Genomic DNA, 25,661 nt, shown 5'->3' with positions numbered 1-25,661 from the left:
GTCCCGGAGTGCCGTACCACCGAGGAGGCGCTGCAGCACCACTCGGGGCTGGCATCCATGGCGAGGGACGCCTGGGTCGGTCGTAGAGGAGGCGCTGCAGCACCGCTCGGGGCTGATCCGGTGAAAGGCCTGTTCGGGGGCGCTGTAAATACTTCCCTGTACGCTACTTTTTCCTTCCCTGGAAAAAGACCCCCTCCAGGCCTTTCCCGGCGTCCCTCGCCTCCAGGTTCGCCTTTGGCTTTACCGCCGGTTTTCCACCACGAACTTCTGCACCTCGGCCAGCTCCGCCGGCAGCACCGTGTAGCGCTCCTCCCGCTCCAGCAGGTCGTCCATATGCGGCGGCAGCGGCACCCCAGGGAAGCCGGCCTTGACCACCGCCTCGGCGAACTTGGCCGGATGGGCCGTGGCCAGGGTGATCATCGGCGTCTGGGCATCGGCCCGGGCCCGCTCGGCGGCGCGGTAGCCGGTCGCCGTATGCGGATCGAGGACCTCCTTGGTGCGATGATGCGCCTCGCGGATCACCTCGAGGATGGTGGTGTCATCGACGCTGTGGCTGGCGAACAGCTTGCGCAGCCTGGCCAGCGGCGCCTCGGCCAGCGCCGTGGGCTCGGACTGGAAGCGCTCGAGCAGGCCGCGCACGGCGTCGCCATCACGCTCGTAGGCCTCGAACAGCAGCCGCTCGAAGTTGGACGACACCACGATGTCCATGGAGGGCGCCAGGGTCGCCTTGAGCTCCTGCTTGGAGAAGTCGTTGGCGGCCAGCGTGCGGTGCAGGATGTCGTTGGCGTTGGTGGCGATGATGAACTGCTTGACCGGCAGGCCCATGCGATAGGCCATGTAGCCGGCAAAGACATTGCCGAAGTTGGCCGACGGCACGCAGAAGCTCACCTGGCGATGCGGCGCGCCGAGTGCCACGCCGGCAGCCACATAGTAGACGATCTGGGCCATGATCCGCGCCCAGTTGATCGAATTCACCGCCACCAGACGGGTGCCGTTCAGGAAGCCCTGGTCGGCGAAGCTCGCCTTGACCATGGCCTGGGCGTCGTCGAAGTTGCCCTCGATGGCGACGTTGAAGACGTTGTCCGCCAGCACCGAGGTCATCTGGCGACGCTGCACCTCGGAGACCCGCTTGTGCGGATGCAGGATGAAGATGTCGAGGTTGTCGCAGTGACGACAGCCCTCGATGGCCGCCGAGCCGGTGTCACCGGAGGTGGCACCCATGATCACCGCCCGCTCGCCGCGCTTGGCCAGGAAATGGTCGAGCAGCCGGCCGAGCAGCTGCAGGGCCACGTCCTTGAAGGCCAGCGTGGGCCCATGGAACAGCTCGAGCAGGAAGTGGTTGGCGTCGAGCTGGTTGAGCGGCACCACGGCATCATGGCTGAAGGTGGCGTAGGCGTCGCGCACGATCCCGCGGAACGTCTCGTCGTCGATCTCGTCGTTGACGTAGGGCTTCATGACGCGAAAGGCGATCTCCGCATAGGAGAGCCCGGCCATGGCAGCCAGGTCGTCGCGCGATAGCTGCGGCACGGTTTCCGGCACGTAGAGGCCGCCGTCACTGGCCATGCCGGTGAGCACGACCTCTTCGAAGGAGAGCGCGGGCGCCTGCCCGCGGGTGCTGATATAGCGCATGGCGTTATTCCTGCTCGTCCAGCGATTCCACACGGATCCGTGTCACCGGCCCGGCGATATCGGCCATGGATTCGATATGACGGATCGCCTCGTTCATGTTCTTCTCGCGGATGCGATGGGTCAGAAGAATGATCGGCACCAGCTCCCCTTCGGTGGCCTCCTTCTGTACCAGGGCCTCGATGGAGATGCCCTGTTCGGCAAGGATGGTCGCCACCCGTGCCAGCACACCGGGACGGTCCACCGCCAGCAGGCGCAGGTAGTAGGCGGTGACGATATCCTCCATGGGCAGGATCGGCATGCTGCCGTCGTCGTCACCGATACCGATGAAGGCGAGGTAGGGCACCCGGTAGTGATGGTCGGTGGCGATGTCCCGGGCCACGTCGAGCAGGTCGGCGACCACCGCCGAGGCGGTGGGCTCGGCCCCGGCACCGGCACCGTAGTAGAGGGTCGGCCCCACGGCATCGCCCATGATGGCGATGGCGTTCTTGACCCCATGCACGTTGGCCAGCAGGCGCTCCTTGGGGATCAGCGTCGGATGCACGCGCAGCTCGAGGCCCGCATCGGTACGCTTGGAGATACCCAGGTGCTTGATGGTGTAGCCAAGGTTGTCGGCCTGCTCCACGTCGTCGAAGGTGACCCGGGAGATGCCTTCGGTGTAGGCCTTCTCGAACTGCAACGGCACCCCGTAGGCGATGGAGGCGAGGATGGTCAGCTTGTGGGCGGCGTCGATGCCCTCCACGTCGAAGGTCGGGTCCGCCTCGGCATAGCCCAGCGCCTGGGCCTCGGCCAGCACGTCCTCGAAGGCACGCCCTTCGCTGCGCATGTGCGTCAGGATATAGTTGCCGGTACCGTTGATGATGCCGGCAACCCATTCGATACGGTTGGCACCCAGGCCCTCGCGCAGCGACTTGATCACCGGAACGCCACCCGCCACGGCGCCCTCGAAGGCGACGATGACGCCCTGCTCGTGGGCGGCCTGGAAGATCTCGTTGCCATGCACGGCGATCAGCGCCTTGTTGGCGGTCACCACGTGCTTGCCGTTGGCGATGGCCGTGAGCACCAGCTCGCGGGCCAGCTCATAGCCCCCGACCAGTTCCACAAGGACATCGATATCCGGGTTCCGTGCCACCTCGAAGACATCCGTGGTGGTCTTGATACCGGTGAGGTCACACTCCGGGTTCAGGCTGCGATGCGCCACCTGTTCGATGACGATCGGCCGGCCCGCACGCCGCGCGATCTCGTCGGCATTGCGCGTCAGCACGTTGAATGTGCCGCCGCCTACGGTACCCAGACCACAGATTCCCACTCTCACCGGTTTCAATGTCCCGCTCCCCTGTTGTGTATCAATGTCGCTGATTGGTTCAGTGCCTGTCAGCCGTCGAGGCCGAGCATTTCGGCCAGGCGCTCTGCGGGCACGTAGCCCGGCACCATGCGGCCGTCGGGCAGCACGATGGCCGGTGTACCCTGGACCCCGACTTCCATGCCCAGATGATACTGTGCCTCGACCGGATTGTCGCAGTCGACGGCTCCCGACAGGGCTTCCTGGCGCTTGGCCGACGACATCGCCTCGCTGCGATTGTCAGCACACCATATCTGCTGCAGCTGACGCGCGCCCTCGCCATTCATGCCGGTACGGGGAAAGGCCAGGTAGTGCACCTCGATCCCCATGGCGTTGAGGTCCGGTACCTCTTCGTGAAACTGGCGGCAGTAGGGGCAGGTGGTATCGGTGAAGACCACGATCTCTGCCCGGCTATCTGACGTGCCGCGAAAGATGATCCGCTCTGCGTCGGCCACGCCGGCCAGGCGCGTCGCCCGCTCGTCGTTGCGGGACTGCTCGGTCAAATTGACCAGCCCCTGCCCGCTGTTCTCGTAGAGATCGCCGACCAGGAAGTACTGCCCTTCCACATCGCTGTAGAAGGATTCACCGGTCTCCAGGCGCACCTGGTAGATTCCCTCCATGGGGGTATCGCGAATACTGGCTACCGGCATGGGCTGGCCACCGACCTGGAGGCGTTCGGCCAGCCGGTCGGCCTCACCTGCCGCGGCGCTTGCGGGCAGGATCAGGACGGTCAACGGGAACGTCAGGGCGAACAGGGTGCTGGCGATGCGGCGTGATAGAGCGATCATGAGTCAGCCTCGAGGATGATGGTCGGCGTGCAGGGCTTCGAGTCTAGCCTGCGCGACATGGGTATAGATCTGAGTGGTCGACAGGTCGCTGTGACCGAGCAGCAGCTGTACGACACGCAGATTGGCCCCATGATTCAACAGATGCGTCGCAAAAGCGTGTCGCAGCGTGTGGGGCGACAGCGGACGCGTGATCCCGGCGGTCCGGGCATGGGCCTTGATGCGATGCCAGAACGCCTGGCGGGTCAGGCAACCGTCTCCCCTCCCGGGAAACAGCGCCGGCCGCGTCACATCGGCCATCAGCGCGCCACGGGCCGTGCGCAGGTAGCGTGACAGCCAGTGTACGGCTTCTTCCCCCAGCGGGACCAGCCGGTCCTTGTCCCCTTTTCCGCGCACACGCACCACGCCCTGGCGCAGATTGACCGCCTCCACGCTCAACCCCACCAGCTCCGAGACCCGCAGCCCGCAGCCGTAGAGCACCTCGAGCATGGCCCTATCACGCAGGCCCAGGTCCGTGGCGAGATCGGGAGCGGCCAGCAGGCGCTCCACCTCCGCCTCTTCCAGGGTATCCGGCAGGTTCGGCCGCACCCGAGGCAGGCGCACCTCGGCCAGTGGATCACGATCGGTGCGCGACTCGGCCAGCGCCCAGCGATAGAAACTACGCAGGCTGGACAGCAGGCGCGCATTGCTGCGCAGGCGATAGCCCGCCGTCCGGCGCTCGTCGAGCCAGGCGGGCAGTGTCGCATCGCCGGGACTCAGCAGGGTGCCCCCCGTCTCCTCCAGGCGCATGACCCAGGCCACCAGGTCATGACGGTATGCCGTCAGCGTGTGGTCGCTCGCTCCGCGCTCCAGCCACAGCGCATCGAGAAAGGTGTCGATCAGGAGATGGGATTCATCGACGTGCGACATGCAGGTACTCCTCGGCGCTGCCGGACCTTGGCCCTAGGCGCTGTCAGAAAACTGCCTAGTGCGACGAAACCCCGCCCCGCGCAAGCGGTGACGGGGTTTCGTAGATGGCGCACCCGCGGGTGCGCCTTCAGCCGGCCAGGAGTCTGTCGGATTTGACCAATCGTCCAGGCTCCCGGCTCAGCCCAGCTTTTCCTTGATGCGGGCGGACTTGCCGCTACGATCACGGAGGTAGTAGAGCTTGGCCTGACGCACGTCGCCGCGACGCTTGACGCTGATGGAGTCGACCAGCGGGCTGTAGGTCTGGAAGGTACGCTCGACGCCGACACCGTGAGAGATCTTGCGCACGGTGAAGGCGGAGTTCAGGCCGCGGTTGCGCTTGCCGATCACCACGCCTTCGAAGGCCTGGAGACGCTCACGGCTGCCTTCCTTGACCTTGACCTGCACGACGATGGTGTCGCCCGGGGCGAAGTCCGGCACCTGCTTGCTCATCTGCTCGTTTTCGAGCGCCTGGATCACCTTGTTCTTGCTACTCATGACGTAAACTCCTCAATGTTCGGCACCGCGCTCATTACAAGTACAAGGGCGGTGCGTGATCCCGGCGCTCGAACCTGATTCGAGAGCGCGGGAGATGATGGGTGACGCAAGTCCGCGAGCTCAATGCGAGTCAGCGTCCTGCACCTCCGCCTTGCCGGCGTATTCTTCGATGAACTCCTCGAGCAGCGCCTGCTGCTCGTGGCTCAACGTCCTGCCCTCGAGCAGGTCGGGCCGCCTCAGCCAGGTCCGCCCCAGCGACTGCTTGAGCCGCCAGCGCCGGATCTCGCCGTGATGCCCGCTGAGCAGCACATCCGGCACCCGCCGCCCATCGATCACTTCCGGGCGTGTGTAGTGCGGGCAGTCCAGCAGTCCCTCGTTGAAGGAGTCCTCTACCGCGGAGTCCTGATGCCCCAGCACGCCGGGGACCAGCCTTGCCGCGGTATCGATCAGCACCATGGCCGGCAGCTCACCGCCACTGAGCACATAGTCGCCGATCGACCACTCTTCATCGATGTCGCTTTCCACCACGCGCTCATCGATCCCTTCGTAGCGCCCGGCCACCACCACCAGCGGTGGACCCGAGGCCAGTTCGCGAGCCCCCTGCTGATCCAGCCGGCGCCCCTGGGGCGACAGGTAGATCACCCGGGGCCGCTGCCCAGTTGCCGCGACGGCCCGCTCGCGGGCGGCATGAATGGCCGCACGCAGCGTGTCGACCTTCATCAGCATGCCAGGGCCGCCGCCGTAGGGACGATCATCCACGGTGCGATGTCGGTCGGTGGCATAGTCGCGTGGATTGTAGAACTCCAGCGCCACACGCCCCTGGCTGACCGCCCGTCCCGTCACGCCATGCTGGGTGATGGCGTCGAACATCTCGGGAAACAGCGACACCACGCCAACCCACATCGCCGAGACCCGGGAAGTGGCTTCGGCCGTCAAAATGCCGAATCCCAGTCCACGGTCATGGTGGCGGCCGCCAGGTCCACCTCGACGATCACCTCGTCGGGCAGATAGGGCAGCAGGCGTTCGCGATCGTCGATGGCAGCCGGCTCCCCTTCCGGGTCGCCCTTGACCACCAGCACATCGTTGGCCCCGGTCTCGAACAGGTAGCTGACGCGCCCCAGCACCTCGCCTTCGCGGGTCACTACCAGCAACCCTTCCAGCTGATGCCAGTAATAGTCGCCGCGGGGCAGGCCGGGCAGCGCCGACTTGGGCAGCAGGATCTCGGCACCGGCCATGGCTTCCGCGGCCTCACGACCGTCGACGCCCTCCAGCATCGCGACCAGGCCCTTGCCGTGTCGACGACCCTGCAACAGGCGATGACGGGTCAGGGCAGTGCCCTGCCGCAGCACCCACTCGGGGTACTCCAGGATGCCGTCCATCGGGCTCGTATGGGAGTAGACCTTGAGCCACCCCTTGACGCCATAGGGACTGGTCAGCTTGCCCAGCACCACATGGTCATCCAACTCGATGCGTTCGGCTTGCTCACTCATGACGTCACCGGAAAGCGACAGGCTCAGGCCTGCTTACGGGCTTCCTTGACCAGCTCGGCCACGCGATCGGACAGCTGGGCACCCTGGCTCTGCCAGTGGGTGACGCGGTCCAGGTTGACGCGAAGACGCTCTTCACCGCCACGGGCGATCGGGTTGAAGAAACCCAGACGCTCGATGAAGCGGCCATCGCGAGCGTTGCGCGAATCGGTCACGGTCAGGTGATAGAAGGGACGCTTCTTGGCGCCACCACGTGCCAGACGAATGGTAACCATGGCGTTAACTGTCCTTCAGTTGAGGTTACGTTTAATACCGATGCGTGCCGACTCCGGCTAACGGCCGGAAGCGTCGACATCCTGCTCGGAAAGCGGGCCATGAACCCACCTCCGCGTCATTCGGTCACTGTTGCTTATCAAGCGTGCAGCCGGACAGATGCCCGGTCCTGCCATGAAGACGCAGCATTCTACGGAAATCAGCCCGGCTTGGAAAGCCCGACCGACAATCCTTTTGCTCCCCCGTGGCCGACGCCGCCTCAGCGGCGGGGAAAACCGCCCGGGCCGCCCATGCCACCGGGACCGCCCATACCGCCTGGGCCACCGGGACCGCCACCGCCCATCATGCCGGACATTCCGCGCATCATCTTCTGCATGCCGCCCTTCTTGCCCGCCTTCTTCATCATCTTCTGCATCTGCTTGTGCTGCTTGAGCAGGCGGTTGAGGTCGGGCACCTGCAGCCCGGCACCGGCGGCGATACGCCGCTTGCGCGAGCCGTTGATGATCTCGGGACGCTGGCGCTCCTTTGGCGTCATGGAGTTGATCAGGGCCTCCAGCTTGCCCAGCTCCTTCTCCGGCCCGGGCCCCTGGGCCATCTCGGCCATCTGGCCCATGCCGGGGAGCTTGCCGAGCAGCCCCCCCATGCCACCCATCTTCTTGAGCTGCTGGAGCTGGTCGCGGAAGTCCTCGAGATCGAAACCGTCTCCCTTCTTGACCTTCTTGGCCAGCCGCTCGGCCTTGTCCTTGTCGACGGTGCGCTCGGCCTCCTCGATCAGCGACAGCACGTCGCCCATGCCGAGGATGCGCGAGGCCACCCGATCCGGGTGAAAGGGCTCCAGGGCGTCGACCTTCTCGCCCACGCCCATGAACTTGATCGGCTTCCCGGTGATGTGGCGCACCGACAGCGCGGCACCGCCTCGGGCGTCGCCATCGGCCTTGGTCAGGATCACCCCGGTCAGCGGCAGCGCCTCGTGAAACGCCTTCGCCGTATTGGCCGCATCCTGACCCGTCATGGCATCGACCACGAACAGGGTTTCCTGCGGCTGGCAGACCCGGTGCAGCTCGGCGATCTCGGCCATCATCGCCTCGTCGATGGCCAGCCGACCGGCGGTATCGACGATCACCACGTCGTGGAACTGGATCTTGGCGTGCCTGAGCGCCGCCTCGGCGATGGCCACCGGCTTCTGGTCGGAGCGGGACGGGAAGAAGTCGACCCCCACCTCGGAGGCCAGCGTCTCGAGCTGGTCGATGGCCGCCGGACGGTAGACATCGGCGGAGACCACCAGCACCTTCTTCTTCTCGCGCTCCCTGAGATAGCGCGCCAGCTTGGCCACCGAGGTGGTCTTGCCCGCGCCCTGCAGGCCGGCCATCAGGACGACGGCAGGCGACCCCTTGAGCGAGAGCCCTTCGTTGGCCTCGCCCATGGTCGCTTCCAGCTCCTGCTGGACGATCTTGACGAACTGCTGCCCCGGGGAGAGGCTCTTCGACACCTCCTGCCCCACGGCCCGCTCGCGCACGCGCTCGATGAAGTCCTTGACCACCGGCAGGGCGACGTCGGCCTCGAGCAGGGCACGGCGCACTTCGCGCAGGGTGTCCTTGATATTGTCCTCGGTCAGGCGCGCCTGACCCTTGATGGACTTGAGCGTCTGCGACAGCCGCTCGCTGAGATTCTGGAACATGGACCACTCCGGCTACGATACTGGCAGGGCTGGCAGCCCGCCCGGCCGTCGCTGTGAATCCCCTCGTGCGACGATCGGCCACGCTCACCAGGCATCCCGCATTGCCCGCGATACTGTAAAACAGTCGTTGAAAATAGCGGTTGAGAGTTATTGACGACGAATTATACGCCTTGTGGCCGCCAGTCTCCATGGAGCCAGACGCCATGGCTGTGCGGCGCTGCGCGGATTGGGTATAGTGACGTCGGCATAGACCTTTTCCACCTTCGAGATGCATTGACGCCGCCGACGGCGCACGGATGACAACTGATGCAGGCGCTTCCTCTGGCTATCATGGCCCTCATCCTCTATCTGGGTGCTGCCTCCTGGCAGGGACTCACCCTGCTGCGGCGCGTACCGCAGCGCCCCGCACTGGTCCGTACCCTCGGCCTGCTGGGCCTGCTCTTCCACCTGCCCGTCGCGCTCAAGCTGATCGATCAGACCCCCGGCCTGCTGCCGGGCCTGTCGACCAGCGCGGTATTCCTGACAGCGATCATGGTGGTCCTGCTGCTGGCGGTGAGCCTGGCCAAGCCGGTACTCAACGTGGCGGTGGGACTCTTTCCCCTGTCCGGCCTGGCCCTGCTGCTGGCGGTCGGTTTGCCCAGCCCCGAACGCACCGGCGGCATGACACCGGGCATCGCCCTGCATGCCATCAGCTCGGCGCTGGCCTTCGCCGTGCTGGCCATCGCCGCCTTCCAGGCGGTGCTGCTGGGCCTGCAGAACCAGGCGCTGCGCCACCACCACACCCGCGGCGTGGTGCAGGTATTGCCGCCATTGACCACCATGGAACGGGTGCTCTTCGAGCTGATCTGGGCCGGCATGATCCTGCTGACCCTGTCGATCGTCAGCGGCTTCATTTTCGTCGAGAGCATGTTCGCCCATCACCTGGCGCACAAGACGATCCTGTCGCTGGCCGCCTGGGTGATCTTTGCCATTCTCTTGATCAGCCATCATGTCCTGGGTTGGCGCGGCATGCGAGCCGTGCGCTGGACGCTGGGTGGCTACTCGGTGCTGTTGCTGGCCTATTTCGGTAGCAAGTTCGTGCTGGAGGTCATCCTGCAACGCACATAATTGCCTGCCAGGCGGAAGTCGCCTTGACACTGACGGGCCGAATCCCTAAAAACGTGGCTGACACGTCTGCGAGGACCCTTCGACTTGAGCGACGACTTCCCTTTGGGATTGCTGTTCGGCCTGCTTTTCCTACTTATCTGTCTTTCTGCCTTCTTCTCCAGTTCCGAGACCGGCATGATGTCGATCAACCGCTACCGGCTGAACCACCAGGCCAACAGCGGCGACAGCCGTGCCCGCCGCGTGATGCGCCTGCTCGCCCGCCCGGACCGGCTCATTGGCGTCATTCTGATCGGCAACAACCTGGTCAACAACCTGGCCGCCGCCATCTCCACGGTGCTTGCCATTCACTTCTTCGGTGATGTCACCGGCCCCGCCATCGCCCCCCTGGTCCTCACCATCGTGATCCTGATCTTTGCCGAGGTCACCCCCAAGACCTATGCCGCCATCAAACCCGAACGCATCGCCTACCCCACCTCGCTGATACTGGAACCGCTGCTAAAGATCCTCTATCCGCTGGTCTGGCTGGTCAACGTCATCTCCAACAACCTGCTCAAGCTGCTGGGGGTCAAGAGCATCGAGGGTGGCGGCGAGAGCTTGACCCGCGACGAGCTTCGCACCGTTGTACACGAGGCGGGCACCCTGATCCCCCACCGCCACCAGGCCATGCTGCTGTCGATTCTCGACCTGGAGAACGTGACAGTAAACGACATCATGGTGCCGCGCCACGAGGTGGTGGGGATCGACCTGGACGACGAGCTACCGGCGATCCTGACCCAGATCCGCACCAGCCAGCATACGCGCCTGCCCATTTACAAGGGCGACATCAACAACATCATCGGCATGCTGCATCTGCGCAATGCCGCGCGCTTCCTGTCCCGGGATGAGGTGACCAAGGCCTCCATCGTCCAGGAAGCGCGAGAACCCTACTTCATTCCCGAATCGACCCCACTGCACACGCAGCTGCTCAACTTCCAGAAGCAGAAACGACGGATCGGCATCGTGGTGGACGAGTATGGCGATGTGGAAGGACTGGTGACGCTGGAGGACATCCTCGAGGAGATCGTCGGCGAATTCACCACCGACGTGGCGGGCCAGGACCAGGACATCCATCGCCAGGATGACGGCAGCAATGTCATCGACGGCACGGCCAACATTCGCGACATCAACCGGATGCTGGGCTGGCAGCTGCCCACCGACGGGCCCAAGACCTTGAACGGCCTGATCCTGGAGCACCTGGAATCCTTCCCCGATGGCCCCGCCTGCCTTCAGATCGGCAACATCCGCATGGAGATACTCGACGTGCAAGACAACCTGATCACCGCGGCACGCTGCTGGCCGCAGCCATCACGGACTGCCCGCCTGCGCCAGGAGTGATCCATCCTCGCCGGGGGACTACCGCTTCCTGACCGGGCAGGCCCAGCCATCGGCCTCGGCCTTGAGCGCCCGCACTCGGGCTTCCATCCTGTCGCGCCGAGCCAGGCGGGGTGCCACCGGCTCGCCGAAGTAGAGCGCCACACGGGCGCGGAAGCGCCGGGGACGCTTGGACAGGGCCGGCCCATCGCAGTGGGACGTCCAGGAGCCCCAGAGACCCGCCAGGCCCGCCGGAATCACCGGCACCGGATCCCGCGCCAGGATCGTCTCCAGCCCGCGGCGAAAGGCGTGCACCTCGCCGTCCGGCGTCAGCCGGCCTTCGGGAAACAGCATCACGACTTCGCCGTTGCGCAGCGCCCGGCTGACCTCTTCCAGCGCGCGACGCACGCTGCCGGGATCATGCCGGTCGGAGTCCACCGGTATCGCCCCCACCAGACGGAACAGCCAGTTGAGCCAGGGAGAATCGTAGATCGGCCTGTCCATGAGGAAGCGCAGCGGCCGGGGACTGGCACCGCCGACCACCAGCGCATCCATGAAGCTGACGTGATTGCAGACCACCACCGCCGGCCCCTTGGCCGGTATGAAGTGCAGGCCGCGGAAGCGCAGGCGATAGAGGCTGTGGATGAGCAGATAGATCAACCGTCGAATGACCGGTCGTGGCGCGCGGGCGACACGCCAGGCACCCGCCGCCATCAGGGTGCCGAAGAGCCCCAGGAAGGCCAGGTTCACGCGATATCGGGCCTGTTCTTGAGGCCGGCAAGGATAGTGACCAGCAACTGGTCGAGCAGTTCGCCGACCTCGAGCTGCTGCCCCTGCCAGTAGCCCAGCCGCTCATTGAGGCCAAGCTGCACCAGGCCGTGAACGCTGCCCCACAGGGTGCGCCCCAGCCGCCGCGCCTCCAGGTCGCCCAGTGCCGGCTGGTACTCCTTGAGACTCGCCTCGACCCGCAGGAAAAGGGCCTCGATCATGTCGGACTGACGCTGGTCAAGCTCGCCCTCCTGGGCCAGCGGGTAGTCGAACAGCAGCTGCCAGCGATAGGGCTCGCGCTGGGCGAACTGCCAGTAGGCAAGCGCCAGGGCGTTGAGCTGCCGCTCGGGAGAAGCACCCTCGGTCAAGGGTTCGATCACCGTGCGCAGACGCGCCAGGGTCTCGATGTTCACATGCTGCAGCAGGTTGCCGAAGCTGCCGTAGAGCTTGAGCAGGGTGCTCGGCGCACAGCCAACCTCACGCGCCAGGGCGCGCAGCGACAGCGTATGTACGGGGTTGCCCTGCAGCCAGGCATCGCTTGCCGCCATGACTTGGGCATGTAGCGCCTCGGGCGCATGCTGTCGGGGACGGGCCATGAATTCCTCGCGGGGCGGTGATCGACTCGTAAGCATGGCGCGGCGCCTGCCATGCCTTGCATGACTTAGGATAGCGCACATCGAACACTGTTTTCGACCATTACGCGTCAAGCCCTTTTCAGTCCCGTTCGACTTGGCTACCCTGATTGCCCCGACTCGCGGAGAAACCATGGCCGGTCGACTGTTCATTCCCCCCCTCGATCTCGCTCGACTGCTGCCGGACCTGTGCCATGACGCCCCACTGATCACCGCGGCCAACCTGTCACCGCGACGGCCGGTATCGCAGATTCGCCTCGAGGGCGGCGTCGCCCGACTGTCGCCGGTCTTCTGGGGCCTGACGCCACCGTGGTTGACCGTACTCGACCATGCCCCTCACTGCGCGCGTGCCGAATCGCTGGAGTCGCGCCGCATGTTCCGCGAAGCCTTTGCCGCGCGACGCAGCCTGATCCCGGTGGGTGGCGTCTACGTCTGGAAGCCTCAGCCGCGTTTCAAGCAGCCCTTCCTGATCACTCGGGTCGACCGTGGCCCCCTGCTGCTGGCCGGAGTATGGTGTCGCTACCACACCAGTCTCAGCGAACATGCCGACTCCATGGCACTGATCACCGTGCCTGCGGGCGCTCCTCTGGCGCCACTCAGCGACAGGCTACCGGCAGTGATCGCCGCCGATGATGCCGCCTGCTGGCTCGACCCGCAGACGCCACTTCCGACAGCCAAGGCCCTGCTGCGTCCCGCCCCTGGGGAACTGTTGGGCGCTTTTCCGGTATCTAGACGAGTGAACGATCCCAAGAACCAGGACCCAGCCTGCGCGCATCCCACCGGGCCCATGCTGCGCTGGAGTGACCAGGAGATATGATGTCCAGTCTTGTTACCCTCCGCCAGGACCCACGGCACTGGCCAATTCCGCTTGCCGGGCTGCTGCTGACCGGCGCGCTATTGTCGACTGCCGTCGCTGCCCAGACCGCCGAGCAGAGCGCCGAAGCCGCCATCAATGACGTCGTCACCCCCCGGGTCAGCCCTCACGATACGCGGGACTACCGGGTATTGACGCTGGAGAACGGCCTCACCGCCCTGCTGGTGAGCGACCCCGACGCCGACCGGGCGGCCGCCTCGATGAACGTGGGCGTGGGCAGCGCCCAGGACCCCGACGACCTGGACGGGCTGGCCCACTTCCTGGAACACATGCTGTTCCTCGGCACCGAGCCCTTTCCCGAAGCGGATGCCTACCAGGGCTATCTGCGTCGCCATGGCGGCAGCCACAACGCCTTCACCGCGCCCCAGGACACCAACTACTTCTTCGACATCGAGCCAGAGGCCCTGAACGGGGCATTGGATCGTTTCAGCCAATTCTTCCTGACGCCGCTGTTCAATCCCGACCAGCTGGAGAGTGAACGCAATATCGTGCACTCGGAGTACATGGCTCGCATCCGCGACGATGGACGACGCGAAATGGATGTGCTCAACCAGGTGCTCAACCCCGACAACCCCACTGTCGGGTTCTCGGTCGGCAGCCGCGAGACACTCGACCCGCCCGAAGGCGAAGCATCGCTGCGTCAGCGGGTGATCGACTTCTACGAGCGCTACTACGACGCCAACGTCATGCACCTGGCCCTGGTCGCCCCGCACTCGCTGGACGAGCTCGAGACCATGGTCATTGATCGCTTTGCCGATATCGCCGACCGGGGCCTGGAACGGCCGGTGATCGAGGAGCCGCTGGTGCTGGAAGATAGCCTGCCGCGGCGACTGGAGATGCAGTCGGTTCGGGACAGCCGCCACGTGCGCTTCATGTTCCCGGTCCCCGACCCGATCCAGCACTACACACACAAGCCCGCCGACTACCTGGCCCACCTGCTGGGCCACGAGGGGGAGGGCAGCCTGCTGGCGGTGCTGCGCGAGGCCGGGCTGGCCGACGGGCTCTCCGCCGGCGTCGGCCGCAGCGACGAGCGCGACGCCCTGTTCACCGTCAGCATCAGCCTGACGCCTGCCGGGGCCGAACGACTCGACGAGATCGAGGCCACCCTGTTCGCCGCCATCGACCAGATCCGCGAGTCGGGCCTCGACGAGTGGCGCTACGACGAGCAGGCCAGGCTTGCCGAGCAGCAGTTCCGCTTCCAGCAGCATGGCTCGCCGCTGCAGGGCGCCATGCGCCTGGCCATGAACCTGGCCCGCTTCCCGGTGGAGGACGTGCAGTATGCCGCCTATCGCATGGACGGTTTCGACCGGGAGCTGGTCATGCAGTACCTCGACGGCCTGCGCCCCGACCGGCTGCTGCGGCTCTACAGCGCCCCGGATGTCGAAGGCGAGCAGATCTCGCCCTGGTTCAATGCCCCCTGGCGCGACGCCAGCGATGCCGGGCCGGCCACGGCGGCCCCCCTGGCTGGCCTGGCCCTGCCCGAGCCCAACCCTTTCATCGCCGAGGACCTGACGCTGCTCGTCGAGCAGCATGAGCGACCCTTCCAACTGCTGGACGAGCCGAGCTTCGCCCTCTGGCACATGGCGGACGCCTCCTTCAACACCCCGAAAGTGGAGTGGCGCATCAGCCTGCAGCACCCGGATGCCAACGCGGACCCGCGGCAAGCGGCCCTGGCACATCTGCTGGCGGGGTGGTTGGACGACAGCCTCAACGAGGACTTCTACCCGGCTCGCCTGGCCGGCCACCATGCCGAAGCCTATGCCCATGCTCGCGGCATCACCCTCTCCTTTTCCGGCTGGCGCGACCGCCAGGACCGCGTCATGCAGCGCACCCTCACCCAGCTCCAGCAGGGCGAGATCGACGAGGCCAGCTTCGAGCGTGCACGCTATCGCCTGCTGCGGGAGTGGCGCAACGCCCCCCAGGCCGCCCTCTTCCGCCAGGCCCACCGCACGCTGACCGAAGCCCTGGTGCGCCCCCAGTGGCCCACCAACGACCTGCTGGAGGCCAGCCGGAACCTGGATGTCCAGGCGCTGCGCGACTTCCGCGACGCCTTTCTCTCCAACCTGCACATGGAAGCCCTGGCCGTGGGCAACCTCGACGAGGAGCTGGCTATTCGGGAGGGGCGTCTGATGGCCGAGATGCTGCAGCCTCGAGCGCCGAAGGAGGCGATTCCCGACCTGACACCGCTGCGCATCGTGGAAGACCTGCCGCCGCTGCACCCGGTCACATCGCGGGAGGAGTCACTGGTGCTGCGCTATCTGCAGGGCAGCGACCGCTCGCTCACGAGCCAGGCGCGCCTCGCCGTGCTCGGCCAGGTGATCGACACCCCCTTCTACCAGCGCCTGCGCACCGAGGAACAGCTCGGCTACGTGGTCAACGCCGGTTACTCACCGCTGCTCGACGCGCCGGGCCTCAGCCTGCTGGTGCAGTCGCCGGACACCCCCAGCGACGAGATCCTGGCTCATATCGACGCCTTCCTGGACGCCTTCGGCGAGCGACTGGGCGCGCTGGAGGACGACGAGCTGGCGGCGTACCGTCAGGCGGTCCATGACAATCTGCTGCAGCGCGATACCAGCCTCTCCGGCCGCACCAACCGGCTCTGGCGCGCCCTCTCCTATGGCGACACCGACTTCGACCGCCGAGAGCGCCTGGCCGCACGGGTACTCGACGTCAGCGCCGATGAGCTGCGCCAGGCCTGGCCGGAGCTGCGCGAATCCGCCACCGCCACCGTCAGCTACGACCCGGGCGACGAGCCCAGTGACGTAGCCGGCCTGACGCAACATCTCGCACCCATGCCCGAGGCCGACGACTGACCCTGTCGGCATCCAATCATCGCCTCAACGACAGCACCTCAACGACAGCGCCCGGCCAATGGCCGGGCGCTGGTGCTTCATGCTTCTGGTTTCGACCCGTTATCGGACAAGGCTAGGAGCCTGTCGGATTTGACCGATCGTCACGAGAGATTTGGATTTCGAGACAAGTTTATCGATCTGATGAGGCGAATAGCCCGCTATTTAACGAATCAGATCGAATGAAATTGGCCGAAAGACCGGATCTCGCAGTAGATCAGCGTTAAGTCCGACAGGCTCCTAATCGAAGGCCTGGGGCGGCATCATCGCCTCCACATGCATCACCAGCTCCTCCAGCACCTGGCGGTCGCGATCGCTCAGCGCCACCTGGTTGAGCCGTTCGATCTCCCGGGCGAAGTCCTTCAGGGTGAAGCCGGCCACCGCGGCGTCATTCATCCGCTCCCAACGGAAGGCTTCCCAGCGAACCAGCTCGTCACTGGACAGGGTTTCCGGATAGCTGCGGGCTCGATAGCGGAACAGCATCTCCTCGAGCCGCGGGTCCTGGAAGGCGAAGCGGGCATCCACCAGGTCCCAGGGCGCGGTATCGCGCACTCGCTGCATCTGCTGGCGATCGGCTGGCGAGAAGAAGCCGCCGGAGTAGAGCATCAGGTCCGGATCACGGGGCCCCTCGGGAGGGGGAGCGGCGAAGGCCTCCACGGCCTTGCTCGCCGCATCGACGCTACCGGCCAGGCGCTTCCAGTGTGCACGGCAAGCGGCCAGGTCCAGCCCCAGTCGCTCGACGATATCGCCATACTCGCCCTGCCGGGGGCCCTCCACATCCTTCAAGGCCGACGCCGGCAGGATCACCGGGCTGCGGTTGATGTGGATCACCTTGAGTGGGATACGCTCCTCGCCCTCGGCCAGGTCGTCGTTGCTGACGAAGATGCGCTGACGAATCTGCTCGGCGCTCAGGGTCAGCAGCGGCTCCGGGTCGACAGAGAGGTCGTAGACGATCACCCCATTGGGGTTGGTGGGGTGTTCGGCAAGCGGAATCACCAGTGCGCTGCAGCCGCGGCTCGCCGGGTAGCGGCGCGAGATGTGCAGCACCGGCTTGCGGCCGGGCACGTCGAGACGACGCGCCACTTCACGCTTTTTGCGCAGCTCGAGCAGGTGATCGAAGAGACGCGGATTGCAGCCTCTGAGCAGCTTCGCCAGGGCAATGGTGGCACGCACGTCGGCGACGGCATCATGGGCGCCTTCGTGGGCGATGCCATTGGCAGCGGTCAGATCCTCGAGCCGGAAGCTGGGGCTACCATCCTCGCGACGCGGCCACTCGATACCGGCCGGGCGCAGGGCGTGGAAGGCACGCACGGCATCGATCAGGTCCCAGCGGGAATTGCCGTTCTGCCACTCCCGGGAGTAGGGGTCGAGCAGGTTGCGATAGAAGAGGCAGCGGCTGATCTCGTCGTCGAAACGCAGGCTGTTGTAGCCCAGGGCACAGGTGCCGGGCTCGCTCATGAGTGCATGGACGCGTCCGGCGAACTCGGCTTCCGGCAACCCGCGACGGCGCGCCTGCTGCGGCGTGATGCCGGTGATCAGGCAGGCCTGAGGGTGCGGCAGGTAGTCGTCGGCGGGCTTGCAGAAGAGTTCGACGGGCTCGCCGATCTCGTTGAAGTCGGCATCGGTGCGAATGGCGGCGAACTGCGAGGGTCGGTCGCGACGCGGGTCGGCGCCGAAGGTCTCGTAGTCGTGCCACAGAAAGGTCATCGGGGCGGCATCGGGCTTCGCCATGGGCGCGGTGTCTCCTGACTCTGCGTCGCTGAGTGGCACAGCCTAGCATAGCCTTGCCAACGCCTCAGCCCATCGCGTCAATCCGGCGGCCCAGCCATGCAGCCAAAGGGCTCGGCTACGAACTGCGCGGCAGCGTGACGTTGAGCTCCAGCACCGAGCAGTTGTCTTCGCTGTCCAGGCTGATATTGATGGCATCGTCATCCACCTGGACATAGCGCCGTATCACCTCCAGCAGCTCCCTCTCCAGCATCGGCATGTAATCCGGCTGGCCGCGCTGGCTGCGCTGATGGGCCACGATGATCTGCAGCCGCTCCTTGGCGACCGACGCGGACTTCTTGCGTTCGCGCTTCAGGAATTCAAGCAACTTCACCGGCGACCTCCTCCGAACATGCGGCTCAGCAGACTCTTCTTCTGGGTTTCGTGGAAGCGCAGCGGCACCTCCTCACCGAGAAGACGCGAGACGGTATCGGCATAGGCCTGACCCGCATCGCTGTTGTCATCATGGGTGACCGGTACCCCCTGGTTGGAGGCACGCAGCACCGCTTCCGACTCCGGGATCAGGCCGAGCAGGTCAATGGCCAGGATCTCGCGGATATCGTCGAGGTTGAGCATGTCACCATCGTCGACTCGGGCCGCATTGTAGCGGGTGATCAGCAGATGCTCCTTGATCGGATCCTCACCGCGCTCGGCCCGGCGGGTCTTCGATGCCAGCAGCCCCAGGATACGATCGGAGTCGCGTACCGATGACACCTCGGGGTTGGTCACCACGATCGCTTCGTCGGCATAGTACATGGCCAGCTGAGCGCCCCGCTCGATGCCGGCAGGCGAGTCGCAGAGGATATAGTCGAAATCCTTGCTCAGGGTCTCGAGAATCTTCTCCACCCCTTCGGACGTCAGGGCGTCCTTGTCCCGGGTCTGTGAGGCCGGCAGGATATGCAGGTTATCGACGCGCTTGTCGCGAATCAGTGCCTGATTGAGCCCTGCCTCCCCCTGGATCACGTTGACCAGGTCGTATACCACACGACGCTCACAGCCCATGATCAGGTCCAGATTACGCAGCCCCACGTCGAAATCGATGACGACGGTCTTGTTGCCTCGCAGAGCCAGGCCGGTAGCGATGGCCGCTGCGCTGGTTGTCTTGCCGACCCCCCCCTTGCCTGAGGTCACTACGATGATCTTGGCCAAGTTGTGCTTTCCTATGGATAACGGTGAAGTCATAAAGGTGCGTCATGTGAGGTGAAGTCATGTCGGTCAGCTGAGCGAGGTAATCCCCAGCTGGGCGTCGCAGAGCTTGACCTGGACCGAGGTCCCCAGCAGTTGGGGGTCGATATCTTCCAGGCGCTTGTAGTTGCCGGCAACCGACAGCAGTTCGGCGCGCAGTTCGCGACAGAAGATGCCGGCCATGGTATCGCCATGAATACCGGCCAGGGCCCGGCCGCGCAGTGCCCCATAGACATGCACGCTGCCCGCGGCGAGCACCTCGGCACCGGCATTGACGGCACCGATCACCACCAGGTCGCCATCCGGGGCGGTCACCTGTTGCCCCGAGCGCACCGTGCCCCGATAGATACGGCCGCCGCTGGCCGTGCTGGCCGGCTCCGGCGAAGCTTCCGGCACGGCGGGCGACGGCTCGACCGTGGACACGCCTTCCAGCGTGCGGGCACGGGCGCCGTCGTTGGGCGGAAACCAGCCCAGCCCCAGCGCCCAGGCCGATTGCTTCACCGGGTCGGAGCCGCCGCGCACCGCCACCGGAAGCAGCTTGTGGGCCCGGCATACGGCACAGATGCGCTCCAGTGCCAGGTGAGGCTCATCGAGCTTCTCTACACTGAGAACCACGGGGGTATGCTGAAAGAAGGCGGGTGACTGACTGAGCTTGCCGGAAAGCTGTTCTCGGATGCGTTCCGGATCTGCGCTGGCCAGTTCCATGACCGTCATTGGCAGCATGCCCCCCTTGAAGGTAAAAGCCATGCTTGCCCTGTCCACTTTGAGGCTCATTGCCGGACTCCACTCGGGTGTTGTCGGGTCGTGGGTCTAAACCTAAGCGACTCCCTGCGCCCCTGCAACTGATCATACGGCCAGCCGGCCCGGGATGACAGAGTCGCAGATTGGCCACACCCGGCGGAGTTAGGCTTTTCCCCAGCCGCGGCGCGTGCTTAGATACATACATTAGACGAAAGATGCCGACACGATAGCAATAATACGGCTTGCGCAGGCACTGAGCCTTGCGCATTTCACGCTCAGGATAGCCCATGCCCGGATTCCTTCGACGCCTTTTTGCCCCTCGCTGGCAACACCACAACGCCCAGGTCCGACGCCAGGCCGTCGACAAGCTCGACCCCACGCGCCCGGATCAGCGACAGGCGTTGGAGCGCCTCTGCCTCGACGGCGATCCACAGGTGCGCCTGGCGGCGCTGGAACGGATCGATGAGCCCGACACCCTGCTTCACCTGCTCGGTGAACAGCCGTACGCCCCCGAACTGCATCGCCGCCTGATCGAGGTGCTGACCGGCAAGACCGGCGGCGTGGCGCTGGCGCGGCGCCTGCAACTGCTGGAAAGCATCGACGACCGCGGCCTGCTCTCCGCCATCGCCCTGCAAGGCGACAACCAGCAGCTGAGGCTGGCTGCCCTGGCGCGCCTCGACGCGGAAGAGGACCTCATCCACCAGGCCTGCGAGAACGGTATCGCCGCCGTCCGGCATGCCGCGGCGGCCCGGGTATCCAGCGAAACCGGCCTGCAGCACCTGGCCCAGAAGGCTCGCCGCGACCGCCAGGTCATGCGCCAGGCCAGGGAGCGCCTGAACCGATTGAAAGCCGATGCCGCCTCCCTGGCCGCCGAGCGGGAGAACCGCGAGACCCTGCTGGCCAAGCTCGAAGCTCACGGTCGCGCCCCCTGGGAGCCACTCTATGCCGGCCGGTACCGTCACCTGGCGCGGGAATGGGAGTCGATGTCGGGGCTTGCCGATGCCAGCCAGGAGCGCCGCTACCAGGACGCCTGCCAACGCTGCCGCAAGGTCATATCCGACCATGAGGCACGCGAGCACGCCCACGCCCAGGCGGATCGCCGCCGCGAGCTGGCGACCGAGGCCCGCGAGTCGCTGCTCGAAGCATTGGAAGAGAGTCTTGCCAGCCTACCCCGGGGGGACCTTCTCACCGAGCAGGATATCGCCAGCCTGCGTTCACAGAAGCTACTGCTGGCCAACCGCTGGCAGACACTCTCGGACCTGCATGTCACCGATGAAGTGCTGCGCCAGCGCTATGACACCGTACTGGCCGACTATGACCGCGTCCTCACCGCCTGGGAGCGGCTGATCTCGCAGCAGACCGAGCTTGAGGCGGCCCTGGCGGAACGGAACCCGGCACGCCTGGCGGCCAGCATCGAGGCCTGCCAGTGGCCCGAAGCCCTGCCCCCCACGCCGCTGCTCGACCGGGCCCGCCGCGAACTCGCCGGCGACGAAAGCACCGAGGGCGACCTCAATGCACGGCTGGAACAGTTCGCCGCCGATCTCGCTCAACTGGAGCAGCTGCTGGACCGGGGCGCCTTCAAGGGGGCCAGCCGCCTGCATCAAAGCCTCAGGCATCGTGCCGAATCGCTCCCTGGCGACAGGCTCCGCCCCCACCGGGCCACCCTCAAGCGCCTGGGGGCAAGGCTTGCCGAACTGCGCGACTGGCGCGGCTTCGTTGCCGGCCCCAAGCGTGAGCAGCTCTGTCAGGCCATCGACCGGCTGGCCGAGGAGACCTCGCTGGCAGAGGCCGAGCTCGACCGTCGGCACCGACAGCTGGTACGCGACTGGAAGCTGCTCGGCGATGCCGCCGCCAATCGCCAGCTCTCGGAACAGTTTCGCGCATCGTCGGACCGTATCCACGAACGCCTGGCACCCTGGCGCGACCGGCTCAACGCCGAGCGCACCCGCAACCTCGAAGCCCGCACGGCACTCTGCGACCAACTGGAAGCGTTGCTGGAAGCCCCCGCCGCGGACGCCGATCCGGATGCCCTGCGCCGCATCCGCGATCACGCCCGGGAGGAGTGGCGTCGCCACTCCCCGGTGCCCAGGGAGCAGTCGGAAGCCATCGGGCGGCGATTCGGGCGTATCCGCTACGCGCTGCAAGGCCTCATCGACCAGCGGGCACGGGAGGTGGCCGATACCAAGCGCAAACTGATCGACGACGCCCGAGCCCTGCTCGAGCGCCAGCTGCCGGCAGCCGCCCGGGCCGAAGAGGCCAAGGTGCTGCAGCAGCGCTGGCGTGACCTGGGCCGTGCACCGCGTGGCGAGGAGCAGACGCTGTGGCGGGAATTTCGCGAGATCTGCGACCAGATCTTCGCCGTCCGTGAAGCCCAGCGGGACGATCGCTCTCAGCGAGCTCGCCAGCGCCTGGAGGAGATGCAGGCGCTGATCGATCGGCTGGACGCCTGGCAGCCGAGCCGTCATGCGGATAGCGCGACGCTGGAGCAGGCCATCAATGAGGCGGCGGCCCTGGAGCCGCTACCCTCAGGGCGGCGCACGGAGGGTATGCGACGCCGCTGGAGCGGTATCGTGCGTACCCGCCGGGAGCGACTCAACCGCCTGGCCGTGGCCGAGGAGATCCAGCACTGGCAGGCCTATCGACCCCTGCTCGATGCCCATCTGCAGGCCGACGCCCGGCTGATCGAACAGGGTACCGCCGAAAACGTGGCCATCGATGACCGCATTTCCCTCCCGGAGGACATGCGTACCGCCCATGAGCAGCGCAATGCGGCACGCCTTCACCCACCCTCCGACGCCGACGTGGCCGAGCAGCTGGCGCGGCTGCGCGTCCACCTGTCGCTACTGGCCATGGGGCGAGTCAGCCAGCATGACGAGCCATTGCGCCTGGCCATACAGGTCGAGCGGCTCAACGAAGGGCTGAGCCGGGAACTCAGCCGCGCCGAGGAAGTGCGTATCGTGCTGCGCAACCTGGTGGCTACCGGCCCGGTCTCGCCGGACCAGTGGGCGCGTGAAGTCGGTGAACTCGATGCCCTGCTGACACGCCTGACTCACCTACCCCCACCCTGAGCGACCGATGAACCGCCGCCGACGGCGACGCATTCACACCCGCAGACACGCAAACGGGAGGCATCGCCTCCCGCAGCCGAATGACATACTGTCGAGATGGTGTCAGCCCATGAACTGGCCACCGTTGATATCGATGTTGGCTCCCGTAATGAAACCCGACTCCTTGTCCGCCAGGAAGACGACCAGCCGTGCAATCTCTTCCGGCGTGCCATAGCGCTTGACCGGGATGGTCTCGCGGATCGCCTCGCGCACGTTCTCCGGAATCTTCATGATCATGTCGGTGGCGATGTAGCCCGGCGACACGGTGTTGACGGTAATCCCCTTGGTGGCGGTCTCCTGGGCCAGCGCCATGGTGAGACCATGCATGCCCGCCTTGGCGGCGGAGTAGTTGACCTGGCCAAACTGCCCCTTGCGGCCATTGATCGAGGAGATATTGATGATGCGGCCGTATTTCTGGTCGAGCATATTCCCGATGACACTACGGCAAGTATTGAAGACGCTGTTGAGGTTGGTGTCGATGACCTCGTGCCACTGCTCGGAGGTCATCTTCTTCATGGTGCCGTCCCGGGTGATCCCGGCACAGTTGACCAATACGCTCACGGGACCGTAATTCTCCTCGATCTCCTTGATCCCGGCCTCACACGCTTCGAAGCTGGTCAAGTCGACGCCCGACAGGGCAATGTTGTCAAAACCGTCGGCCTTCTGGGTTTCAAGCCAGGTCTTCGCCTTCTCCGGATTATGATACCCAGCGACCACTAGATAGCCCGCTGAGGCCAGGCCGCGGCATATCGCCGAGCCGATACCACCGGTTCCGCCGGTTACCCAGGCAACGGGTGCTGTTTGGGTCATATTCCACCTCCCTGATCATGGCGCATGCTTATGCAAAATGGCTTGACCTGAAGCAGCAGGCCAGCCGTAACAGGATGCTACTTGAACGGTCACCCCTTCAAGCATCCAATGTGATTATGGACCCTTGAGCGGCAAGTGCACTAACATCGACCACACCCTTGACATGGCGCAGAAAAGGAGTAGTATTCGCACCACGTTGATGCGGGGTGGAGCAGTCTGGTAGCTCGTCGGGCTCATAACCCGAAGGTCATCGGTTCAAATCCGGTCCCCGCTACCATCTTCGAAAAAACCGAGGCCACAAGCCTCGGTTTTTTTATTGAGCGTCATCACGATGACCGGTCATCGGTTCGCTTTCGATACCAATTCAGCGGTCCCCGCTACCATCTTCGAAAAGGCCGAGGCTTCCAAGCCTCGGTTTTTTTATTGGGCGTCATCACGATGACCGGTCATCGGTTCGCTTTCGATACCAATTGTGGCACGCCTGTGCCCAGCCACCGAATGTGTGCTCGACGCCCCACAGAATGGCCGGTTAGCCTCATGCTTACGTTTGCTGTCGAACCTAACCCTGGTGCTGGGCGCCGATGCCTTGGAAAATCTGACGAAGATCGACACTCGAACGCTCACCGATAGCGGAAAAATTTTCCTCCAGCCAGCGCGTGGCGGTGTCACGGCCGAGGTCGCGAAGCTTGGTGAGAAACTTCCATTCGGCATTCATCTTCGATGAGGCGCCGAGCGGTATCAGCTCCGCCTGGTTTTCCACGACATGCACCCGAACCTGATGGTATTCATCGGCCGATAGCTTGCCCTGACGGATCAGCCGATCAACGAAGTCGATTCCGCGCAGTTCCTTGAGCAGACTGCTGTTGAAACTGATCTCGTTCATCCGGTTCTGTATGTCCTGGGAGCTCTTCGGCGCGCCCTTGCGCTCGATCGGATTGATCTGGATCACCACGATATCGTCGGTACCGGTCTCGCCGTGAAAGGGAAACAGCGACGGATTACCCATGTAGCCGCCATCCCAATATGGCACGCCGTCGATCTCGACCGCCTGATAGATATGCGGAAGACAGGCCGAGGCCATCAACATGTCCAACGTTATCTCCTCGCGAGGGAAAACCTTGACATTGCCGCTCTCCACGTTAGTGGCCGAAATGTACAGTTTGAACGCCGTGCACTGACGCACCCTGTCGAAATCGATGCTCTTTTCCACCAGATCACGCAATGGATTGATATTCATGGGATTCAGCTGGTAGGGCGAAGCCACTCGGGAGAGTGCATCCATGGCGTGATACATGAGGTTGTTCTGCAGCCCCCAGCGGCCCGTCAGAACGTCGTAGGGCGTGCGTTTCAGCGGGCTGTTCTTCGCGCCCTCGCCCATGCGTCGCCAGAAGTGCTCGAGGGCCGCGCGCCCGCCTTCGGGGCCATCGCGGGTAAAGCCATCGGCCAGCGCCACCGCGTTCATCGCTCCCGCCGAAGTACCCGAAATCCCGGCGATCTGCAGCCGCCCGTCCTCAAGAATCCGGTCCAGCACCCCCCACGTGAAAGCGCCATGCGCACCTCCGCCCTGAAGGGCGAGATTAATGAGCTTGGGTTTCTGTGTCATGTGATCGGGCCTATTGGGGTGAATCGCTGAATGGATGGCGTGGACATCGAGGCCGACAAGAAGGGCATGGAAATGGCCGGACGCAGAAACTGTCCGCAGAATAAAACAGGGCGAGAGGGTTATCTGTTCGGTGACGTACAAAGCCGCCCGACGCTGGAGAGCTGGGGAAAGGAAGGACTGGATTGTCAGCACGCACGATGTGATCCTCGCAGCCAGCTGCAAGTCTTCCTGAAA

General features: G+C 65.1%; 22 protein-coding genes and 1 tRNA gene. 6 read left to right on the top strand and 17 right to left on the bottom strand.

Annotated features, from left to right (window positions below; all coding sequences use genetic code 11):
- Positions 1-240: 240 nt before the first annotated feature.
- The 9 genes from thrC to ffh all read right to left on the bottom strand — a co-directional run bounded on the left by thrC (position 241) and on the right by ffh (position 8,634).
- Positions 241-1,629, bottom strand: a complete 1,389-nt coding sequence (gene thrC, locus LY622_RS11635) for a threonine synthase (RefSeq protein WP_234279535.1) — start codon at positions 1,627-1,629, stop codon at positions 241-243.
- A 4-nt stretch (positions 1,630-1,633) separates the two neighbouring features.
- Complete coding sequence (locus tag LY622_RS11630) at positions 1,634-2,950, bottom strand: homoserine dehydrogenase (RefSeq protein WP_234291054.1); 1,317 nt, start codon at positions 2,948-2,950, stop codon at positions 1,634-1,636.
- Between the two features lie 50 nt (positions 2,951-3,000).
- Complete coding sequence (locus LY622_RS11625; protein WP_234291053.1) at positions 3,001-3,756, bottom strand: DsbC family protein; 756 nt, start codon at positions 3,754-3,756, stop codon at positions 3,001-3,003.
- A gap of 3 nt (positions 3,757-3,759) precedes the next feature.
- Positions 3,760-4,662, bottom strand: coding sequence for a site-specific tyrosine recombinase XerD (gene xerD / locus LY622_RS11620; protein ID WP_234291052.1), 903 nt, complete (start codon positions 4,660-4,662; stop codon positions 3,760-3,762).
- 177 nt (positions 4,663-4,839) lie between these two features.
- Positions 4,840-5,196, bottom strand: a complete 357-nt coding sequence (gene rplS / locus LY622_RS11615) for a 50S ribosomal protein L19 (RefSeq protein ID WP_234291051.1) — start codon at positions 5,194-5,196, stop codon at positions 4,840-4,842.
- 120 nt (positions 5,197-5,316) lie between these two features.
- The gene (gene trmD / locus LY622_RS11610; protein ID WP_234291188.1) at positions 5,317-6,099 is read right to left on the bottom strand and encodes a tRNA (guanosine(37)-N1)-methyltransferase TrmD; all 783 of its coding nucleotides are present in this window, start codon (positions 6,097-6,099) and stop codon (positions 5,317-5,319) included.
- A 29-nt stretch (positions 6,100-6,128) separates the two neighbouring features.
- Positions 6,129-6,686: a ribosome maturation factor RimM gene (gene rimM, locus LY622_RS11605; protein WP_234291050.1), complete on the bottom strand. Its 558-nt coding sequence runs from the start codon at positions 6,684-6,686 to the stop codon at positions 6,129-6,131.
- 23 nt (positions 6,687-6,709) lie between these two features.
- Positions 6,710-6,958 carry a 30S ribosomal protein S16 gene (gene rpsP, locus LY622_RS11600; RefSeq protein ID WP_234279541.1) on the bottom strand — a complete coding sequence of 83 codons (249 nt, stop codon included), beginning with the start codon at positions 6,956-6,958 and terminating at the stop codon, positions 6,710-6,712.
- Between the two features lie 257 nt (positions 6,959-7,215).
- Complete coding sequence (ffh, locus tag LY622_RS11595) at positions 7,216-8,634, bottom strand: signal recognition particle protein (protein WP_234279542.1); 1,419 nt, start codon at positions 8,632-8,634, stop codon at positions 7,216-7,218.
- Positions 8,635-8,940: 306 nt separating this feature from the next.
- Between ffh and LY622_RS11590 the strand changes: the two genes are divergently transcribed.
- Together LY622_RS11590 and LY622_RS11585 are read left to right on the top strand one after the other, a co-directional pair.
- Entirely contained in the window at positions 8,941-9,741 is an 801-nt protein-coding gene (locus LY622_RS11590; RefSeq protein ID WP_234291049.1) for a cytochrome C assembly family protein, read from the top strand.
- An 84-nt stretch (positions 9,742-9,825) separates the two neighbouring features.
- On the top strand, positions 9,826-11,115 hold the full coding sequence (locus LY622_RS11585) for an HlyC/CorC family transporter (RefSeq protein ID WP_234291048.1): 1,290 nt from the start codon (positions 9,826-9,828) through the stop codon (positions 11,113-11,115).
- 18 nt (positions 11,116-11,133) lie between these two features.
- Here the strand turns inward: LY622_RS11585 and LY622_RS11580 are convergent, their stop codons facing one another.
- Positions 11,134-11,805, bottom strand: coding sequence for a 1-acyl-sn-glycerol-3-phosphate acyltransferase (locus LY622_RS11580; RefSeq protein ID WP_234291187.1), 672 nt, complete (start codon positions 11,803-11,805; stop codon positions 11,134-11,136).
- 32 nt (positions 11,806-11,837) lie between these two features.
- Entirely contained in the window at positions 11,838-12,455 is a 618-nt protein-coding gene (locus LY622_RS11575; protein ID WP_234279545.1) for a TetR/AcrR family transcriptional regulator, read from the bottom strand.
- Positions 12,456-12,624: 169 nt separating this feature from the next.
- On the opposite strand from LY622_RS11575, the gene LY622_RS11570 reads away from it, so the two are divergent.
- Both LY622_RS11570 and LY622_RS11565 read left to right on the top strand, forming a co-directional pair.
- Positions 12,625-13,308 carry an SOS response-associated peptidase gene (locus LY622_RS11570; protein WP_234291047.1) on the top strand — a complete coding sequence of 228 codons (684 nt, stop codon included), beginning with the start codon at positions 12,625-12,627 and terminating at the stop codon, positions 13,306-13,308.
- Positions 13,308-16,178, top strand: coding sequence for an insulinase family protein (locus LY622_RS11565; RefSeq protein ID WP_234291046.1), 2,871 nt, complete (start codon positions 13,308-13,310; stop codon positions 16,176-16,178). Before LY622_RS11570 ends, LY622_RS11565 begins: the two co-directional genes overlap by 1 nt.
- A gap of 276 nt (positions 16,179-16,454) precedes the next feature.
- Here LY622_RS11565 and sbcB read toward each other — a convergent pair whose 3' ends face one another.
- The 4 genes from sbcB to minC all read right to left on the bottom strand — a co-directional run bounded on the left by sbcB (position 16,455) and on the right by minC (position 19,940).
- Positions 16,455-17,945, bottom strand: a complete 1,491-nt coding sequence (sbcB, locus tag LY622_RS11560) for an exodeoxyribonuclease I (RefSeq protein WP_234291045.1) — start codon at positions 17,943-17,945, stop codon at positions 16,455-16,457.
- A 115-nt stretch (positions 17,946-18,060) separates the two neighbouring features.
- A complete protein-coding gene (gene minE, locus LY622_RS11555) occupies positions 18,061-18,315 on the bottom strand; it encodes a cell division topological specificity factor MinE (protein WP_114479053.1) in 255 nt (84 codons plus the stop codon).
- On the bottom strand, positions 18,312-19,130 hold the full coding sequence (minD, locus tag LY622_RS11550) for a septum site-determining protein MinD (RefSeq protein WP_066451684.1): 819 nt from the start codon (positions 19,128-19,130) through the stop codon (positions 18,312-18,314). Before minD ends, minE begins: the two co-directional genes overlap by 4 nt.
- A gap of 66 nt (positions 19,131-19,196) precedes the next feature.
- Complete coding sequence (minC, locus tag LY622_RS11545; protein WP_234279550.1) at positions 19,197-19,940, bottom strand: septum site-determining protein MinC; 744 nt, start codon at positions 19,938-19,940, stop codon at positions 19,197-19,199.
- 254 nt (positions 19,941-20,194) lie between these two features.
- Here minC and LY622_RS11540 point away from each other — a divergent pair, with 254 nt between their 5' ends.
- Positions 20,195-22,975 (top strand): DUF349 domain-containing protein, encoded by a 2,781-nt coding sequence (locus LY622_RS11540; RefSeq protein WP_234291044.1) that lies wholly within the window; start codon positions 20,195-20,197, stop codon positions 22,973-22,975.
- A gap of 102 nt (positions 22,976-23,077) precedes the next feature.
- Here the strand turns inward: LY622_RS11540 and phbB are convergent, their stop codons facing one another.
- Positions 23,078-23,824, bottom strand: a complete 747-nt coding sequence (phbB, locus tag LY622_RS11535; protein WP_234291043.1) for an acetoacetyl-CoA reductase — start codon at positions 23,822-23,824, stop codon at positions 23,078-23,080.
- A gap of 200 nt (positions 23,825-24,024) precedes the next feature.
- Here phbB and LY622_RS11530 point away from each other — a divergent pair.
- Positions 24,025-24,101, top strand: a tRNA-Met gene (locus LY622_RS11530).
- A gap of 282 nt (positions 24,102-24,383) precedes the next feature.
- Here LY622_RS11530 and LY622_RS11525 read toward each other — a convergent pair.
- Positions 24,384-25,619 (bottom strand): patatin-like phospholipase family protein, encoded by a 1,236-nt coding sequence (locus LY622_RS11525; RefSeq protein WP_369413787.1) that lies wholly within the window; start codon positions 25,617-25,619, stop codon positions 24,384-24,386.
- Positions 25,620-25,661 lie beyond the last annotated feature (42 nt).

This window comes from Halomonas alkalisoli (assembly GCF_021412585.1).
GTDB classification, from domain to species: Bacteria; Pseudomonadota; Gammaproteobacteria; order Pseudomonadales; family Halomonadaceae; genus Halomonas; species Halomonas alkalisoli.
The sequence above is the reverse complement of the archived record's forward strand: the minus strand, read 5'-3'. Positions and strand labels throughout refer to the sequence as shown.

Excerpts from the sequence above, each read along its gene's own strand:
- thrC (WP_234279535.1), bottom strand. The coding sequence starts at position 1,629 with ATGCGCTATATCAGCACCCGCGGGCAGGCGCCCGCGCTCTCCTTCGAA.
- LY622_RS11625 (WP_234291053.1), bottom strand. The coding sequence starts at position 3,756 with ATGATCGCTCTATCACGCCGCATCGCCAGCACCCTGTTCGCCCTGACG.
- xerD (WP_234291052.1), bottom strand. The coding sequence starts at position 4,662 with ATGTCGCACGTCGATGAATCCCATCTCCTGATCGACACCTTTCTCGAT.
- rplS (WP_234291051.1), bottom strand. The coding sequence starts at position 5,196 with ATGAGTAGCAAGAACAAGGTGATCCAGGCGCTCGAAAACGAGCAGATG.
- trmD (WP_234291188.1), bottom strand. The coding sequence starts at position 6,099 with ATGTGGGTTGGCGTGGTGTCGCTGTTTCCCGAGATGTTCGACGCCATC.
- rimM (WP_234291050.1), bottom strand. The coding sequence starts at position 6,686 with ATGAGTGAGCAAGCCGAACGCATCGAGTTGGATGACCATGTGGTGCTG.
- rpsP (WP_234279541.1), bottom strand. The coding sequence starts at position 6,958 with ATGGTTACCATTCGTCTGGCACGTGGTGGCGCCAAGAAGCGTCCCTTC.
- ffh (WP_234279542.1), bottom strand. The coding sequence starts at position 8,634 with ATGTTCCAGAATCTCAGCGAGCGGCTGTCGCAGACGCTCAAGTCCATC.
- LY622_RS11590 (WP_234291049.1), top strand. The coding sequence starts at position 8,941 with ATGCAGGCGCTTCCTCTGGCTATCATGGCCCTCATCCTCTATCTGGGT.
- LY622_RS11580 (WP_234291187.1), bottom strand. The coding sequence starts at position 11,805 with ATGGCGGCGGGTGCCTGGCGTGTCGCCCGCGCGCCACGACCGGTCATT.
- LY622_RS11575 (WP_234279545.1), bottom strand. The coding sequence starts at position 12,455 with ATGGCCCGTCCCCGACAGCATGCGCCCGAGGCGCTACATGCCCAAGTC.
- LY622_RS11570 (WP_234291047.1), top strand. The coding sequence starts at position 12,625 with ATGGCCGGTCGACTGTTCATTCCCCCCCTCGATCTCGCTCGACTGCTG.
- LY622_RS11565 (WP_234291046.1), top strand. The coding sequence starts at position 13,308 with ATGTCCAGTCTTGTTACCCTCCGCCAGGACCCACGGCACTGGCCAATT.
- sbcB (WP_234291045.1), bottom strand. The coding sequence starts at position 17,945 with ATGGCGAAGCCCGATGCCGCCCCGATGACCTTTCTGTGGCACGACTAC.
- minC (WP_234279550.1), bottom strand. The coding sequence starts at position 19,940 with ATGAGCCTCAAAGTGGACAGGGCAAGCATGGCTTTTACCTTCAAGGGG.
- LY622_RS11540 (WP_234291044.1), top strand. The coding sequence starts at position 20,195 with ATGCCCGGATTCCTTCGACGCCTTTTTGCCCCTCGCTGGCAACACCAC.
- phbB (WP_234291043.1), bottom strand. The coding sequence starts at position 23,824 with ATGACCCAAACAGCACCCGTTGCCTGGGTAACCGGCGGAACCGGTGGT.